This window comes from Nitrosospira sp. Nsp13 (genome assembly GCF_900101945.1).
GTDB lineage: Bacteria > Pseudomonadota > Gammaproteobacteria > Burkholderiales > Nitrosomonadaceae > Nitrosospira > Nitrosospira multiformis_D.
Genome location: NZ_FMVD01000001.1, coordinates 654542 through 670587 on the forward strand (window position 1 = coordinate 654542; position 16046 = coordinate 670587).

The following is a 16046-nucleotide window of genomic DNA, read 5'->3' on the forward strand; positions in this document are numbered from 1 at the left end:
AAAATTTGAAAAATGGTGCCCTGCTTTCCCGTAAAGAAAAGCAGCTAGAAGCGGCCAAGAGCGCGCCTGTCAAATACATGTATTCAAAGGGTAAAGGTCCTGCAATAAACCTTCCGTACAATTCAGGATTTCATACGACCCTGGATTTTATGCCTATCCTCACTGCGCAAACCATGAATAACAGGCAATTCTCACAAAGCATAAAGAAGGAAATGACGGAATACGTGCTCTATATCAGAAACAAGGCAGGCGCTATCGAGCGTAAAAGCAGCTACCCCATTTTCTGGTGCTATGAGTGGCTTGTCCCTTACGCGTATGAAGAACCACTCATCGGATGGCCTGAATCCAGGGTGTTCTGGGCAAGGGAAAGCGGGCCCAGCGTGGGCATAGCGCCAACTGCCTCGCCTGTTTCTACTCCTCCGGCTCCCCCGGATTAATTTCCCGGACATCACGTTCACATCAACTACGGACACCTGTCGATACCGAAGGCGTCGCTCTCATTCTTGCGCCAGCAGCGCCAGCTCATTCGTGCATCGACGATACGCCACGAGTTATCAGGCTGGCGCTCCACGGTCACCTCAAGACGATGGCCACGTACCGAATCATCCAGCAAATTGTCATTAATGGCCACGAAATGATAACGGCCCGGCTGCTCGCCGGGGCCGTGCCACAGGAGCGCCCCCACGCGCTCCGCTCCCCAGAATGCGAAGTTCCGCACCAGGAGCACCGGCTCGCGCGGCCAGCTCTCTCCACGACGAATGGCCTCGGCGACCCGCTCATTGAATTCGGTGAATGACTGTGGCCGAGAGGCATGCACGGGCACGGCTATGGCGATCGCAGCCGGATTGGCAGGCGGCATGCGGCCAGCACAGCCCGGCAATGCCAGCACGCAGGCCAGAGCGATGAATCCAGATGAGAGGAAAGGGGGGTAGGCCACTGTTTTCCAGTACTTTTTTTGCTATTCCTGAAATATTTTATCTCATTCTGGTTGCAAATATTCTGTGTGGCCACCCTGGTTTTCCGTGAATCCCTGCAGGGTGATTCCATTGATACAAATCACAACAACAATAAAGGGAGCTGGCGATGACTAACCACAATTGCACTTCCAAAGTTCCAGTCCCCAAGTACAAATTCCATCTGGCTGTACTATTATGAATATACTTGGACACTTGGGAAGATAGCATGGCTTTGACGAAAACCGCATCATGGATGCTGACGATATCGCTCTGCATCGGGGCGCCTGGAGCTTGGGGACATGAGGAACACGATCCCATGGGAACCGCCCCGCGTGAAAAACTGGGCAAAGTAAACTTCTCGATCAGCTGCAGCACCGAGGCGCAGAAGGAATTCAACCGGGGGATGGCCCTATTTCATTCCTTCTGGTTCTATCCCGCGATCAATTCGTTTGAAAAAGTGCTCCAGCATGATCCCCAATGCGGCATGGCATACTGGGGCATTGCGATCATGTCCATAGGCAATCCATTCACCTGGCCGCCCATCCCAAAGGCATGGAAGGAAGGAGCGTCAGCCGTGGCCGACGCCCAGCGCGTAGGTGCCGGGAGCGAGCGTGAACGCGATTATATTGCCGCGTTGGCCGCGTTCTTCAAGGATTGGGAAACAACCGATTACCGGCCACGGCTACTGGCCTTCGAGGAAGCAATGAAAGGCGTGGCAGCACGCTACCCACACGATACCGAAGCACAGATCCTCCACGCTCTCGTGCTCAACGCTGCAGCGTTGCCTACCGATAAAACTTTCGCTAACCAGCTTAGAGCGGCAAATATCCTGGAACCGTTATTCAGGAAGTATCCGGATCATCCGGGCGTCGCCCACTATCTGATCCACACCTATGATTATGCCCAGCTGGCGGAAAAGGGACTTCCCGCAGCCAGAGTCTACGCCAGGGTCGCGCCTTCGGTGCCACACGCACTGCACATGCCATCGCACATCTTCAGCCGGGTTGGCCTCTGGCATGAAATGGTGGAAAGCAATCGCGCCTCTTATCTTGCAGCCAAGAGCGAACTCAAGGAAACGACCCTCGGCATTGGTGCGTATGATGCCCTGCACGCCATGGACTACATGGTTTTCGCCCATCTCCAGCAAGCGCAAGACCAGGCAGCCAAACGCCTTGTGGACGAAGCTACGTCGATTCGCAAGGTCAATGTGGAAAATTTCCCGGCCGCTTACGCCTTCGCCGCCATTCCCGCCCGCTTTGCACTAGAACGCGGCGACTGGAAAGGCGCTGCCACGCTCGAGCTGTCGCCCGCCGGGCTGACCTGGAGCAAATTCCCGCAGGCTGAAGCAGTCCTTGTCTTTGCCCGCGGCCTGGGCGCCGCGCGCAGTGGAGATATCGCGGCCGCCCGCAAGGATATCGCACGACTGCAGGCACTCAAGGAAACGATGACGGCGACTAAACTGGATTATTGGGCGGGTCAGGCCGACTATCAAATTCAGACAGCCAACGCCTGGCTTGCTTTTGCACAGAGTCGAAACGACGAGGCAGTGCGGTGGATGCGTGCCGCCGCGGAAGCTGAAGACGCAAGCGACAAGCACCCGGTGAGTCCGGGTAATGTCGCTTCTTCTCGCGAGTTGCTGGGAGAAATGCTGCTTGAGCTCGACCGTCCGGCAGAGGCATTTGCCGAGTTCGAGCAATCCCTGAAGCGCGATCCCAACCGCTTCCGCAGCATTTACGGTGCCGCTCGCGCAGCGGAGGCGTCAGGCAACCGGAAGGAGGCTCGCGACTATTATGCCAGGCTCCAGATCCTGACGGCCGATCACGATACCGCGCGTGATGAACTGGCCCAGGCCAAGGCCTTTCTCGGGAAACAGTGATTGCGGCAACCGCCTCAATCAATTCCCCACGCCAGATTGGCAGGCAATTCTTTTAAGAAAGGAAAAATCATGTCCCAATATGACCCCGACAAACTCGAGCACCCCTCTCGTCGCCCGGCAAATGACCTGTTTACCAATACCAGCGAAAGCGTAGTACAAGACGCTTTTCAAAGTCAGTGCCAGTGCGAGCATGACCGCGAAGTGCCTGAAGTCGATCTGCTGTCTCCATTGACCATTCGCGGCGTCACTTTCCCCAACCGCATCGCAATGTCGCCGATGTGCATGTACTCGGCGGAGGATGGTTTTGCCAATGACTTCCATCTGGTTCACCTCGGCAGCCGGGCGATGGGCGGCGTAGGACTGGTAATGGTCGAGGCGACGGCAGTCACCGCCGAGGGGCGCATCTCACCTGCCGACATGGGAATCTGGAAAGACGAACATATCGAGCCATTGGCCCGGATTGCGCGGTTCGTGGAGACGCAAGGTGCCATTCCCGGCATCCAGCTCGCTCACGCGGGGCGCAAGGCCAGTTGCGATAAACCATGGACCGGCGGGCGCAGCCTTAAAACCGCTACCGAAGGTGGCTGGCCGGTTATCGGGCCCAGCCCCCTGCCCTTCGACGCGGGGGACCCGATTCCAGCGGCCATGTCGGAAGCGGATATCGGGCATTGCATCGACGCCTGGAAAGCCGCCACGAAACGCGCGCTGGCGGCAGGCTTTAAGCTCATCGAGCTTCATGCCGCTCACGGCTACCTGATGCACGAGTTTCTCTCGCCCATCAGCAACCAGCGCACCGACGAATATGGCGGTAACCTCGAGAATCGCATGCGGCTATTGCTGCGCCTCGCCGGACGGTTGCGCGAAATCATCCCTCATGACCTGCCTTTCTTCGTGCGCATCTCCGCAACCGATTGGACCCACGGAGGCTGGGATATCGAGCAATCGATTGCGCTGTGCAGGGAGCTGAAGGTGCTGGGCGTGGATCTGATCGACGTCTCCTCCGGCGGCGCGACTCCCGATGCGAAGATTCCCGTATCAAGGGGCTACCAGATTCCTTTCGCCCGGCGTATCCGCGAGGAAGCGAAAATCCGCACCGGCGGCCTGGGTATGATTACCGACCCGCAGTATGCGGATGAAATCATCACCAGCGGCCAGGCAGACCTCGTTTTTATCGGGCGTGAGCTGCTGCGAGAGCCCTACTGGGCCATCAAGGCACAACACTCCATGGGGGAGGAACCAGCATGGCCGACCCAATATGGCTATGCGGTGAAACGTCGGGCAAAATAAGGCCGGGAATACAAGAAGTCCGTGATGGAAAAAGGCTGGATAGCTCGCGTTACTTGCGACCAATGGATTTCACTCAAAAAGCTATTATTCATTATTCTTTATAACGATGGGAATCGCCGTTAGCAGGAAACCGCGGTCTGTCCCCAATGCCATTCCAATCAGATAGTTACATGATCATCTGAGCCGGATACTACTGCCTTTTACAAAAGCAGCTTAAGTGCGTTACCGCACAGACCGCTTTCTGATCTGCGTTTATCGTTCAAACTCGCCCTTTATTTTGATTAGTTTTTAAAAATAGAATGTTCTGACGAGTGTGTTTCCTGAAGATGAGATAGGAGGTCACAAATGAAAACGAAATTATTCATGTCAGTTGTTCTACCCGCCACGATAGTATTCGCAACCTCGGCTTTTGCCGGAAAAGAGGAGAGAATTCCGTGGGCGGATGTACCGCCTGCAGTTCAGAAAACGATAACCGATCACGCAGGCGGTGGAAAAATTGAGGAAATTGAGAAGGAAACGAAAACACAGCACGTTCGAATCCTTCATTTCGATAGCGACAAAATCGTTACCGTTTATGAAGCTGAGGTAGAAAAACCGGATGGTAAGGAAATTGAGATCAGGGTCGACGAAGATGGCAAGCTCCTCAAGGTAAAACATCTGTAGTGTCCGTCAAATGAACCACCTCGCGCCAAGAGCGCGGGGTATCAGAAGAAAGAAAACCAATAGCAAAACTCAAGAAAAATGCAAGAAAAATGGGGACAGACCACGGTTCTCCACTACTCTACTCTTGAAATAATTTATCCGATTCTGGTTCCAACATTTTGCGTGGCCGTCCTGGTTTTCCGGGTATTACTCGTTTTCCTATGACTGACGACATTTGCACGGCGAAACGTTCATCAGGGAAAAATGGGGACAGACCACGGTTCTCCACTACTCTTGAAATAATTTATCTGATTCTGGTTCCAACGTCTTGCGCGGGCGTCCTGGTTTTCCGGGTATCACTCGTTTTCCTATGGCTGACGACACTTGCACGGCGAAACGTTCGTTGCCAAGTATAAAATTGCCATTTGTGGCTCGCCGGATTTCATCCATCAATGGCGGCTCCAATTCGTGGCGAAATAACGCGCGGTATGCTGCCTGTCGGGCTGCGGCATCCAGACCCAACATCTCATAAAGTGAATGTGGTTTCACCAAGGCATCAACCTCGCCCAGCGCGTTCGCCCGGTAACTTGACCAACGATATTCCGCCGGATGCGCTACCATGCCCGCCCGTACCGGATTCAACTCGATGTAGCGTTGACAAGCCAGCAGATAGATTTCGTCTTGTATCAAACAGGAACGAAAACGCCCTTCCCAGAGCGTTCCACTACGCCGGTAGGTGCGATTTACATACTGGACGTAACGCTGACCCAGTGCCTTCATCAACAATCCCGGCGCCTCGACCCCATCAGCCGAAATCAGTAGATGTACATGGTTAGTCATCAGCACATAGGCGTGAACCTGAAAGCCTGTCTTGCTGGCGTGCTCGGCCAGCCAGTCTAGATAGATTGAGTAATCCTCATCAGTGAAGAAGCAAGCCTGGCGATTGTTGCCGCGCTGGATGATGTGCAGGGGAATATTGGGTAAGACAAGACGAGCTCGGCGCGGCATGGTGCGACTTCAGTAAGGAACACTGGGTGAGTCTAGCAGAAAACAGTGGTCTGTCCCCTATTTCCGTGCAGGAAGCGGATATCGGGCATTGCATCGACGCCTGGAAAGCCGCCACGAAACGCGCGCTGGCGGCAGGCTTTAAGCTCATCGAGCTTCATGCCGCTCACGGCTACCTGATGCACGAGTTTCTCTCGCCCATCAGCAACCAGCGCACCGACGAATATGGCGGTAGCCTTGAGAATCGCATGCGGCTATTGCTGCGCCTCGCCGGACGGTTGCGCGAAATCATCCCTCATGACCTGCCTTTTTTCGTGCGCATCTCCGCAACCGATTGGACCCACGGAGGCTGGGATATCGAGCAATCGATTGCGCTGTGCAGGGAGCTGAAGGCGCTGGGCGTGGATCTGATCGACGTCTCCTCCGGCGGCGCGACTCCCGATGCGAAGATTCCCGTATCAAGGGGCTACCAGATTCCTTTCGCCCGGCGTATCCGCGAGGAAGCGAAAATCCGCACCGGCGGCCTGGGCATGATTACCGATCCACAATATGCGGATGAAATCATCACCAGCGGCCAGGCGGACCTCGTATTCATCGGCCGGGAGTTGCTGCGAGAACCCTACTGGGCCATCAAGGCGCAACACTCCATGGGGGAGGGACCGGCATGGCCGATTCAATATGGCTATGCGGTGAAACGACGAGCAAAATAAGGGCTGGGCTACAAGAAGTCTCTAATGGGGTAAAAGATTTGAAGAGCTGGCGTTACATGCAATATAGTCAAAAACGCGGGGCGTAAGTTGTTTTATATCAATAAAACAGGCAGCGGGTCAGATTTAATAATTCTTCTAGTAACTCGTGGCAATTGGAATAACCACATAGAAAAACGGGTGCTAAAGGTTTTACTGTTTGGGGATTGCGGTTTGGTAAGCTCATCCAATACATGTAAGTTCTATGAACGAAGCTGTACAAGTCTGTCAGGAAGCCGTAGAATCGATTATTTAACGATAGAAGTGGCGATATCGTATTGACAAAACTGGTTTTTATCATGTGCTATTGACGTGGCCGTCATTATGAAATATACTGTATTCGTTGTTAAGGGTTTTTGTCTATTTACCTAATTAACCTAATTTAATCAAATGAATACCTTTGATCCTACAGACATATAAATAAGATGCATTGACATGCGATTAATTGCTAAGCATGTTGGTTTTAAAAGTCTTTAATTTGCGCTCATTATCTCTTGAATGTGGTTTCTATATACATATAGGGATAAGATTTTGTTTGTCGAATAAATCTTCTTGTCTCTCCCCACTTCGCAATACTCCTTTGCCTTTTTTAGGAAATCTAATTCTCCAGTCTTATAATAAGACATGAGGCAAAACCACATTGCCGTATCAAACGCGTTCGCCCCTGTTTCAGGATCCTTTAAGGTTTTTTCTAAATCTTTATACTTCGTTTCCGCTTTTATATAAGCATCTTCTACTTGGTTTTTTTGTTCTTCATCCTTAGGGGTTTTCTCTTTGGTAAAAATATATTTTTCAAGATAATACCAGCATAGATTATTAACTAACGATCTATTGTCCCCCTCATCGAAGTAAGTCTTGTTCATCCTATATATTTTTTCTGCTTCTTGTATTTCACCCAATGCACGATCAACATATTCACGTCCTAGCTGCCAATATACATTGGCCATTTTGACATGGCCTCGATAAGCATTAATCGATCGCTCTTTGCCTGGTGATTGCTCTTCTTGCTTTTGAAGAATGTTTTCTGCTTGATCAAAAAATACTAGAGCTTTCTCTATTTCCCCTTTTATAAAATATATTTCTCCAATACGAAAATTAGGTGCATAAAATTGTATCTCGTCCCTTGGCCTTTCTACATTAAGAGCCTTTTCGTAAAATTTAATTGCTTCATCATGATCACCCTTCATAAACGCTAAAAATCCGGCCTCTGCATTTATCCAATATTTTTCCTTCCATACCTCATCCGCATTTTCATTTCCCTCTTTTCTAATGCTTGTTGTTATCTCCTTATAGAGGTTTTTTGCATTTTCTATCCAAGTATCTAATTCCTGTTCCTTTCGTGGACTGTTAACCTGACTCATATACGTGCTGTAAATATATTTACACTTACCTTCATTTTTAAAAATAGCCGGTAACACTCTATCTTCATAACCGAACACTTTATATGGTCCAGTATGTCGGTTTGAGAATATTTCAACGCACTTCTCCTTATCGCTTATGCTACGGAGATGATTCATAAGCAGGTCATTAGTTTGGATATCACGAGAAAGTAAATAAAAACTTTTTTGTATGTGAGGATGAACATTTCCTTGTTTGTAAACAAGAGCATGACCTAATTCACCCCAGACATCTTGGAATAAAGTTCTCACTTGTATCTCAATAGGATATTTTTGATTGTGATAAACCATGTAAACCAAGAAATGAATTGATTTATATCCTGACTCTTCTTGATTTACATGTTCGATTTCTGTATCGGGAAATATATGCTTAATCGCGGCTTCTATTTCATTCCCAATATTCTTAGACTCCCCCTTCTCCTCCCAATTAAAGAGCTTTACTTCCATCATCTTATCAATTTCTCGTTTTAGATAAGATGCCAAGTATTTCGTAGTTTCAATGAGATCACGTTCAAATAAGCACAATATCCTAAAACCAGCATAATCCGTTATATCATCTAATGATTCGTATTTTTTTCGTTTCGTTTTTATATAAATACTATTAACACTTTTTACTCTCCACCTCGTTAGATAAATTGGAATAGGCGAATCTCGATTATCTCTTCCTGCAGCAAGGTAGGTCTCGAGATCTTGTAAGAGGCGTTGTAGAGGGCCGTTTACTTCCTTACGATATTCCTCGACTTGCTCATAAGTAATATTATTTGTCATATAAAAGATCCTATTGATAATAGGAAATATTAGTTAAGTTACGCATATCAGCTGGGATCTATACAGATTTTGACCGAATATTTTTTATCAAAACTGAAGTGGAGAGTTCGCCATCATCCGTAAATATAATTGCTCTGGATACATCCTCAAGAACGGATAAATCCAGATTTCTTTCCAGGTCGATATTGACCAGTCCCGTGCTTTCGCATGTATTATCCAAGATTGTCGTATCCATTCCTTTGATATAATAGCGAGGCTTAAGGAAACTAATTAGCTCAACAATTTTGCTATAAGCAGATACGATTACATAATCTACATCTTGCAACAAAGCGATTTGAAGCGCTCTGGCCATTTCGTCCTGATAAGGACGTTCCGGCCCTTTTCTCTCCTTCACACTCTCATTGGATTCTACTATTATTGCAAGTCGACCTTGAGGCAGTGACGTGCGAAGTCTCGAACAATAGGAGATGAGCGCTAAATGACCCGCGTGTAAAATATCAAAAGTACCCTTGGTCAGCACAAGATTATCAATGGCTATCTCTGATCGTTGATCATAACCAAATATTTTTCGTCGAGCTGGCTCCAACTCGATTTCGGAATTTATTGATTGGATCCAATTTGATCTGATGGTTGCGCAACCCATTAGCCATTATCCCGTAATAATCTGTACTTAATGAACAGACGCCGTGCGTAAGCCCACACACTTGAGTTTAAGGCGCGATTTAACTATAGCAGCATCCCAATAAATTTCTGCTGTTGAGGTAAAAAATAAATTTAGTCAAACTTTAGCATTCGATAATTATGATCATCCAGAAAAATATGTAAATGCATTTAATCATCTGCAGGCTATTTGCAAGGCTGTACAGAGCCCGATCCATTCTGAATAGTCATGCGGCAAGAATGATTACCGAAGATCGGGAAACGATATCCAGCATGGCCGGATTATTGAAAGTGGATCGGTCAACCTTGCATCGGATATTAAAGCAAAGAAATAGAAATTGATGCGATTTCCCACTTTTCGCTAAAAAATGGATCTGCCGGCAGCTGCTATTTTTAACTGTGGTTGAAAAACTCTGCCGGCATCTTGAAAAATTTTCCCACTTTACTCAAAGTTTTTGTATTACGCATGGACGGCCTCTTTCTTCACAGATTGCACGGCAAGGTGCAGTTCCATTGCTTTAGCAAACCAATAGGGTCAGGCTCGATTGATCCTTGAATTAACCCTTTAATCTCGCAAAAGCCGCCGCCATTGCGCCATTAGGCTCGCGTTCCTTTTTTTTCTGCTGCTGTTGCAGCTCATTTTTCTTCCCGTGCCGCGATGAATCGTACCTTCCGCCACCACGATGTTCGGGTTTGTTGCTACGCTGCTCAGGCTTGCTTTCACGCTGTCCTGCCGTATCCGCCAACCGCATCGTAAGCGCAATCCGCTTGCGCTTTTCATCAATCTCCACAACCTTGACCTTTACCACCTGCCCCACCTTGACCACGGTATGGGGATCTTTCACAAACCTGTCGGCAAGCGCGGAGATATGCACCAGCCCATCCTGATGTACACCGATATCCACGAATGCGCCGAATGCGGCAACATTGGTCACCACGCCTTCGAGGATCATGTCCGGCTGCAGATCCTTCATCTCATTGACGCCTTCCTTGAAAGTAGCAGTGGTGAATTCCGGACGCGGATCGCGGCCCGGCTTTTCCAGTTCACCCAGGATGTCGCTGATGGTCGGGATGCCGTACTTGCCGTCGGCATACTTCGCCGGATTCAGCGACTTCAATAGCTGGCCGTTGCCGATAATCCCCTTGATATCCTGCTTGAGGTCAGCGATGATTTTTTCCACCAGCGGATACGACTCGGGATGCACGGCGGACGCATCCAGCGGATTGTCGCCGTCCATGATGCGCAGGAAACCCGCTGCCTGCTCGAAGGTCTTGTCGCCCAGGCGTGGCACCTCGCGCAAAGCCGCGCGCGAGGTGAACATTCCTTTTTTGTCGCGGTAAGTAACGATACTTTGCGCCACGGTGCTGTTGAGTCCGGACACCCGCTCCAGTAAAAGCGGCGAGGCGGTGTTGACATCCACCCCCACCGCGTTCACGCAATCCTCCACCACGGCATCGAGCGAGCGTGCCAGCTGGGTTTGGGCCACGTCGTGCTGGTATTGGCCGACACCGATGGACTTGGGATCCACTTTCACCAACTCCGCCAGCGGGTCTTGCAAGCGGCGGGCGATGGATACGGCGCCGCGCAGCGAGACATCCATATCGGGCAATTCTCGCGAAGCGAATTCGGAAGCGGAATAGACCGACGCGCCCGCTTCCGAGACCACGATCGAGGTCAGCTTGAGCGCGGGGCGCAGCTTGATCAGGTCTCTTGCCAGCTTATCGGTTTCCCGCGAGGCCGTGCCGTTGCCGATGGAAATCAACGCTACCCCATGTTTTTCAGCCAGTTTCCCCAGAATATGAAGTGACCCCTCCCAATCGTTCTTCGGCTGGTGGGGATAAATCACGGCGGTTTCCATGACCTTGCCGGTGGCATCCACCACCGCCACCTTGACGCCGGTGCGCAGGCCAGGGTCGAGGCCCATGGTGGCGCGCGGCCCGGCGGGTGCCGCCAGCAGCAGCGCCTTCAAGTTGCGCGCAAAAACGTGGATGGCTTCGGTTTCCGCACGCTTGCGCAGTGCGCCCATCAACTCGTTTTCCAGATGGGGAAAACTCTTCACCCGCCAGGTCCAGCGGACAGTATCGCTCAGCCATGCGTCAGCCGGCCGGCCCTGATTCTTGATGCGGAAGCGGGTGGCAATATGTGCCTCGCAGGGATTGAGCGGTGCATCCCATCTGGGTTTTTCCGCTTCGGAATCGAGTCGCAAGTCGACATGCAGGATTTCCTCGCGGCGGCCACGCAGCATCGCCAGGGCGCGGTGCGAAGGGATGGTATTGATTGTTTCGGAAGAGTCGAAATAATCGGAAAATTTGGCGCCCGCCTCCTCTTTGCCTTTGACGATCTTCGACTCTACTACGCCATGCGCCAGCAAGTATTCACGCAGCCACTGGAGCAGCGTTGCATCTTCGGCAAAGCGCTCCATCAGGATTTGGCGCGCGCCTTCAAGCGCGGCTTTGGCATCTTCCACACCAGGGTTATCGCCCTGATTGGTGGTAAAAGCGGGTTTCAGGTATTTACCGGCTTCTTCCTCGGGTGGCAGCATTGGGTTAGCCAGCAACGCATCCGCCAACGGTTCCAACCCCGCCTCCAGCGCGATTTGTGCCTTGGTGCGGCGCTTTTTCTTGAACGGCAAATACAGGTCTTCGAGGCGCGTCTTGTCTTCCGCCTGGTTGATCGAGGCCAGCAATACCGGTGTCATTTTACCCTGCTCTTCAATGGAAGCGATGATCGCGGCACGCCTGTCCTCCAATTCGCGCAGGTAGGTCAGCCGCTCTTCCAGCAGGCGCAACTGGATATCGTCCAGCCCGCCCGTCGCTTCCTTGCGGTAACGCGCAATAAACGGCACGGTGGCGCCTTCATCGAGCAGGGCTATCGCAGCAGCGACTTGCGGGGGTTGGGCGGCGAGTTCGAGAGACAGGCGTTGCGTAATGGTGGGTAGCATGGTGGATGGCAGCATAGGTTTTATGGAGGAATACTATCTGTGAATAGGCCAAGCATGGCGAGGCAGGTCCGAGGCAGGTCCGATGCAGGACCGCGCCCATCATATCATCGATAGATGAGGCGGGTATCTGGAGGCAGGTGCCGCACGGGCAGAGTGCAAATCAATGGCATTGATCTCCCGATCACGCCACGTTCGGGCTTCGAAATAGATAAGAAGAATTTTTTCTACCGGACGCTTCAGGTGCAAGCGCTTAATCCCTGGCACCCATCGCCTGTGTTTTTGGCGCCTCTACCCCTCCCTGGTCGACATAAATGAGCTTCGTCGTGTCGAATCCCAGCTCATCAGCCTTTTTTATGAACCTTTTCAGTGCTGCGTCATCGACATGCGCGGTCCTGGAAAGAAACCACAAATACTTGCGATCCGGTCCAGTGACGTAGGAATACTGGTAGGCTTCATCCAGGTCGAACACCACATACGAACCGTAAAAAGGACCAAAGAACGATACTTTGAGATAGCCGATATCAGGGCTTTCCACGAAATATGCCTTGCCTTCTGCCGTCCGCCATTCTTTTTTCTCCGGATCATACCCGCGGTTCAGGACCCGGATGCCGCCGTCTTCACGAAGACTGTAATTGGCCGTAATGTTGTTCAGCCCTTTTTCATACGAATGCTCGAGTCGCGCAATCTCGAACCAGTCTCCGAGATATCGCTGGGCATCGAAATTCTTCACCGGTGTAATGCCCTTGGGAACCCCGATTTCGCATCCCGCCAGCATGAGCGAGCCCGCCGCAACCAGCATAAGCAATAATTTTTGCATCTAGATTCCCTTCAATAGTCATGTTGAAAAATGATATGCCTTCATGCTGCAAGGCTACTCCTCCGGCAGCTGATTTACTGAGCATGCGCGATGCGGGTAGACCTATCGGCGTCGAAGCTGTAACTGCGCGCGTCAGGAATGCCCTTCGGAAGGTGCCGTCGCCGCCACGGCGGTTTCGCCCTATTCGTCTGTGCCTGCGCCTTCCCGCGCCGCTTCCGCCTCACGCCCAAGCAGCCTGAGTGCGGCAGCGGTAACACGCTCGGCTGTAAAACCGAACCGCTTCATGACTTCCTCTCCTGGGGCCGAGGCGCCGAAGTGGTCGATACCGATAACCGTTCCCTCTGCCCCCGCAAATCTTTCCCATCCGAGAGAAGCCGCGGCTTCGATGGTGACGCGCTTTGGTACAGCGGCAGGCAGGACACGCTCCCGATAACTGTTGTCCTGCTCGGCGAACAACTCCCAGCTCGGCAGGCTAACCACTCGGGCGCGCACCCCCAGCTCCTTCAACCGTAACTGAGCCTTGACGCATAGGTCAACCTCGGATCCTGTTCCAATAAGCAATACCTCGGGCGCGCCTCCTGCTGCCTCCGCAAGAATATATGCGCCACGCGCAACCCCCGCCTCTTGCGAAAAGGAACGATCCAGAATGGAAAGATTCTGCCGGGATAATACCAGCAGGGTCGGAGTGGACCGCTGCACCGCAATCACCCAAGCCTCCGCAGTCTCGTTGGCATCAGCCGGGCGAATGACAGTCAAGCCCGGAATCGCCCGCAACCCGGCCAAATGCTCGATCGGCTCATGAGTCGGGCCATCCTCGCCAACCGCGATACTGTCGTGCGTGAAGACATACACCACCCGCAGTCCCATGAGTGCGCCAAGGCGGATGGCTGGCTTCATATAATCGGAAAAGACGAAAAACGTTGCACTGAACGGGAGTATGCCTCCATGCGCAGCCATGCCGTTGACTATCGCACCCATCCCGTGCTCACGAACGCCAAAGGCAAGGTTACGCCCTGTGTGGCCCCACTTGCCGCCCACGGCCCCGGAGATGCCTGGTGTGTCGTCCGGTGGCTGAAAATCACCTTGCTCTTTTAGAGCCGTGTTGGTGGAGGGATTCAAATCCGCCGAACCGCCGATAATATTCGGGATACGCTGTGCCAAAGCGTTCAAAACTTGTCCTCCCGCCACGCGCGTCGATACCGGTTTGTCCTCGGGCTTCCACGCCGGCAGTCCTGCCGCAAAATCCGTGGGCAAACGTCCACCCATGACTTGATCCCATTCGGCAGCTTCCGCCGGATAGGCAGACCGGTACGCATCCAGACGCCGTTGCCACGCCTGCTGATCCGTTGCCCCTTGGTTAATGGCCTGGCGGAAATGCGATACGGCTTCGGGCGGCAGAAAAAACGTATCAGTCGTAGGCCAACCCAGCGCTTTTTTCGTGGCGGCCACTTCCTCCTCGCCCAATGGCGCCCCGTGGGCGTGAAACGTGTCCTGCTTTTTGGGGCTCCCGTAACCTATATGCGTTCGCACCAGCAGCAAGGATGGCCGCCCCGTCTCGGCCTGCGCTTCCCGCAAGGCGGCGTCAAGATCGTCCGTATCGTTGCCGTCCGGCACGCCACGAGTATGCCATCCATATGCCTCAAACCGCCGGGCGACATCTTCGGTAAATGTGAGATCCGTTGCGCCGGAGAGGGTGATGTGATTCTGATCGTAAAGGTAGATCAGCTTGCCCAGGCGAAGATGTCCGGCGAGGGATGCCGCTTCCGCTGCAACGCCTTCCATGAGATCCCCATCGGAAACAAGCGCGTAAGTATAGTGATCTACCAGCTTATGGTCGGGACGATTAAAGCGGCCTGCCAGCCATGCCTCAGCAATGGCCATGCCCACGCCGTTGCCGAACCCCTGTCCCAGGGGACCGGTCGAAACCTCCACCCCGGGGGTATGAAGGCTGCGCTCGGGATGGCCGGGCGTGCGGCTGCCCCATTGACGGAAGCGCTTGATCTCATCCAGGGGCAGATCGTAGCCTGTCAGGTGCAACAGGCTATAGAGGAGCATTGAACCATGCCCGGCGGATAAGACGAAGCGATCACGATCCGGCCACAGCGGATCGTGCGGGTTGAATTTGAGAAAGCGTGTCCAGAGAACGTAGGCCATGGCTGCCGCGCCCATAGGCAGTCCAGGGTGGCCTGAGTTGGCCTTCTGCACGGCGTCCATGGACAGTACGCGTATGGTGTTGATGCACAGGTTATCCAAGGCTGCATCGTGTGTTGCACCCTTATAGCCTTCGTTCGGCTGCTCTGACATTTTTATCCTCCACACCGGGTACCGGCGAGTTGATACGATGTTCCTGTGAATATTACTGGGAAGTAGCAGGAAATGGAATCAATGAATCAGTTTCGGATAAGCTACCGGGTCGTAGTCCACCCATTCTCCGTTTTCCCACGCGCCTTGGGCACTTTCGATGTCTTTCGCGCCGGAGTGTTTCAGGCTATCGATGATACGCTGCTTCAGTTCCAGTTTGGCCACTCGAACCGCTACCATCATTCCCGCCGGCCTCGGCCGAGGCTCCTGGCTCGTGGCTTCGCCTTCTTCCGAAAGACCGCTCGCCGCGCCATACAGCGAGCCGGCGTATCCTCCAACCGCGCGCCTATCCCGCCACCGGCGGGACCTCCCACCAGGGTGCCGATGGTCGCGCCTACCACTACTCCAGAGGCGGCGCCGGTTGCTGCGCCCTTCGCTGCACCTTCGTCGTCCTCGTTGGCTGCATCGTGGTCTGAATCATGCGCACCCGGCTGATTGTTGAAAAAAATGAAAATGTTATCCCTGCCTGCAAAATTCGCTAGCGACGATGCCGCTGAATCAGCTTCCTCTTTTGTCTCAAAACGTCCGGCAATAATATTTGCCATAACTTTCTCCTGACTGAGATTTCTTGATCCATTGTCCGCCATTG

General features: G+C 52.4%; 14 protein-coding genes. 5 read left to right on the top strand and 9 right to left on the bottom strand.

Going from position 1 to position 16046, the window contains the following annotated elements; translation table 11 throughout:
* Positions 1–149 precede the first annotated feature (149 nt).
* Positions 150–437, top strand: coding sequence for a hypothetical protein (locus tag BLO43_RS03000; protein ID WP_139149226.1), 288 nt, complete (start codon positions 150–152; stop codon positions 435–437).
* A gap of 26 nt (positions 438–463) precedes the next feature.
* On the opposite strand, the gene BLO43_RS03005 is transcribed toward BLO43_RS03000, so the two are convergent.
* On the bottom strand, positions 464–937 hold the full coding sequence (locus BLO43_RS03005) for a hypothetical protein (RefSeq protein WP_090905714.1): 474 nt from the start codon (positions 935–937) through the stop codon (positions 464–466).
* Positions 938–1182: 245 nt separating this feature from the next.
* Here BLO43_RS03005 and BLO43_RS03010 point away from each other — a divergent pair, with 245 nt between their 5' ends.
* The 3 genes from BLO43_RS03010 to BLO43_RS03020 all read left to right on the top strand — a co-directional run bounded on the left by BLO43_RS03010 (position 1183) and on the right by BLO43_RS03020 (position 4782).
* The gene (locus BLO43_RS03010; RefSeq protein ID WP_217628013.1) at positions 1183–2832 is read left to right on the top strand and encodes a tetratricopeptide repeat protein; all 1650 of its coding nucleotides are present in this window, start codon (positions 1183–1185) and stop codon (positions 2830–2832) included.
* A gap of 69 nt (positions 2833–2901) precedes the next feature.
* On the top strand, positions 2902–4119 hold the full coding sequence (locus BLO43_RS03015; protein WP_175443833.1) for an NADH:flavin oxidoreductase/NADH oxidase: 1218 nt from the start codon (positions 2902–2904) through the stop codon (positions 4117–4119).
* 345 nt (positions 4120–4464) lie between these two features.
* Positions 4465–4782 (top strand): PepSY domain-containing protein, encoded by a 318-nt coding sequence (locus BLO43_RS03020; protein WP_090905715.1) that lies wholly within the window; start codon positions 4465–4467, stop codon positions 4780–4782.
* Between the two features lie 267 nt (positions 4783–5049).
* Here the strand turns inward: BLO43_RS03020 and BLO43_RS03025 are convergent, their stop codons facing one another.
* Complete coding sequence (locus BLO43_RS03025; RefSeq protein ID WP_090905716.1) at positions 5050–5769, bottom strand: transposase; 720 nt, start codon at positions 5767–5769, stop codon at positions 5050–5052.
* Positions 5770–5795: 26 nt separating this feature from the next.
* Here BLO43_RS03025 and BLO43_RS03030 point away from each other — a divergent pair, with 26 nt between their 5' ends.
* Positions 5796–6476, top strand: coding sequence for an oxidoreductase (locus tag BLO43_RS03030; protein ID WP_254773294.1), 681 nt, complete (start codon positions 5796–5798; stop codon positions 6474–6476).
* Positions 6477–6985: 509 nt separating this feature from the next.
* Here BLO43_RS03030 and BLO43_RS03035 read toward each other — a convergent pair.
* From BLO43_RS03035 to BLO43_RS03060, 7 genes are all read right to left on the bottom strand, one after another.
* On the bottom strand, positions 6986–8677 hold the full coding sequence (locus BLO43_RS03035) for a hypothetical protein (RefSeq protein WP_090905717.1): 1692 nt from the start codon (positions 8675–8677) through the stop codon (positions 6986–6988).
* A 58-nt stretch (positions 8678–8735) separates the two neighbouring features.
* Positions 8736–9320, bottom strand: a complete 585-nt coding sequence (locus tag BLO43_RS03040; protein WP_090905718.1) for an adenylyltransferase/cytidyltransferase family protein — start codon at positions 9318–9320, stop codon at positions 8736–8738.
* 574 nt (positions 9321–9894) lie between these two features.
* Positions 9895–12279: a Tex family protein gene (locus BLO43_RS03045; protein WP_090905869.1), complete on the bottom strand. Its 2385-nt coding sequence runs from the start codon at positions 12277–12279 to the stop codon at positions 9895–9897.
* 250 nt (positions 12280–12529) lie between these two features.
* Positions 12530–13096 carry a lipocalin family protein gene (locus tag BLO43_RS03050; protein WP_090905719.1) on the bottom strand — a complete coding sequence of 189 codons (567 nt, stop codon included), beginning with the start codon at positions 13094–13096 and terminating at the stop codon, positions 12530–12532.
* A 180-nt stretch (positions 13097–13276) separates the two neighbouring features.
* Positions 13277–15400 (bottom strand): transketolase, encoded by a 2124-nt coding sequence (tkt, locus tag BLO43_RS03055; RefSeq protein ID WP_090905720.1) that lies wholly within the window; start codon positions 15398–15400, stop codon positions 13277–13279.
* A 78-nt stretch (positions 15401–15478) separates the two neighbouring features.
* A complete protein-coding gene (locus BLO43_RS16690) occupies positions 15479–15640 on the bottom strand; it encodes a hypothetical protein (RefSeq protein WP_175443834.1) in 162 nt (53 codons plus the stop codon).
* On the bottom strand, positions 15637–16002 hold the full coding sequence (locus BLO43_RS03060; RefSeq protein ID WP_090905721.1) for a hypothetical protein: 366 nt from the start codon (positions 16000–16002) through the stop codon (positions 15637–15639). Before BLO43_RS03060 ends, BLO43_RS16690 begins: the two co-directional genes overlap by 4 nt.
* Between the last annotated feature and the right edge of the window lie 44 nt (positions 16003–16046).

Bases quoted from the DNA above. Each gene is read 5' to 3' on its own strand.
- BLO43_RS03000 (WP_139149226.1), top strand. From the start codon at position 150: ATGCCTATCCTCACTGCGCAAACCATGAATAACAGGCAATTCTCACAA.
- BLO43_RS03010 (WP_217628013.1), top strand. From the start codon at position 1,183: ATGGCTTTGACGAAAACCGCATCATGGATGCTGACGATATCGCTCTGC.
- BLO43_RS03015 (WP_175443833.1), top strand. From the start codon at position 2,902: ATGTCCCAATATGACCCCGACAAACTCGAGCACCCCTCTCGTCGCCCG.
- BLO43_RS03020 (WP_090905715.1), top strand. From the start codon at position 4,465: ATGAAAACGAAATTATTCATGTCAGTTGTTCTACCCGCCACGATAGTA.
- BLO43_RS03025 (WP_090905716.1), bottom strand. From the start codon at position 5,769: ATGCCGCGCCGAGCTCGTCTTGTCTTACCCAATATTCCCCTGCACATC.
- BLO43_RS03035 (WP_090905717.1), bottom strand. From the start codon at position 8,677: ATGACAAATAATATTACTTATGAGCAAGTCGAGGAATATCGTAAGGAA.
- BLO43_RS03040 (WP_090905718.1), bottom strand. From the start codon at position 9,320: ATGGGTTGCGCAACCATCAGATCAAATTGGATCCAATCAATAAATTCC.
- BLO43_RS03045 (WP_090905869.1), bottom strand. From the start codon at position 12,279: ATGCTACCCACCATTACGCAACGCCTGTCTCTCGAACTCGCCGCCCAA.
- BLO43_RS03050 (WP_090905719.1), bottom strand. From the start codon at position 13,096: ATGCAAAAATTATTGCTTATGCTGGTTGCGGCGGGCTCGCTCATGCTG.
- tkt (WP_090905720.1), bottom strand. From the start codon at position 15,400: ATGTCAGAGCAGCCGAACGAAGGCTATAAGGGTGCAACACACGATGCA.
- BLO43_RS16690 (WP_175443834.1), bottom strand. From the start codon at position 15,640: ATGATGGTAGCGGTTCGAGTGGCCAAACTGGAACTGAAGCAGCGTATC.
- BLO43_RS03060 (WP_090905721.1), bottom strand. From the start codon at position 16,002: ATGGCAAATATTATTGCCGGACGTTTTGAGACAAAAGAGGAAGCTGAT.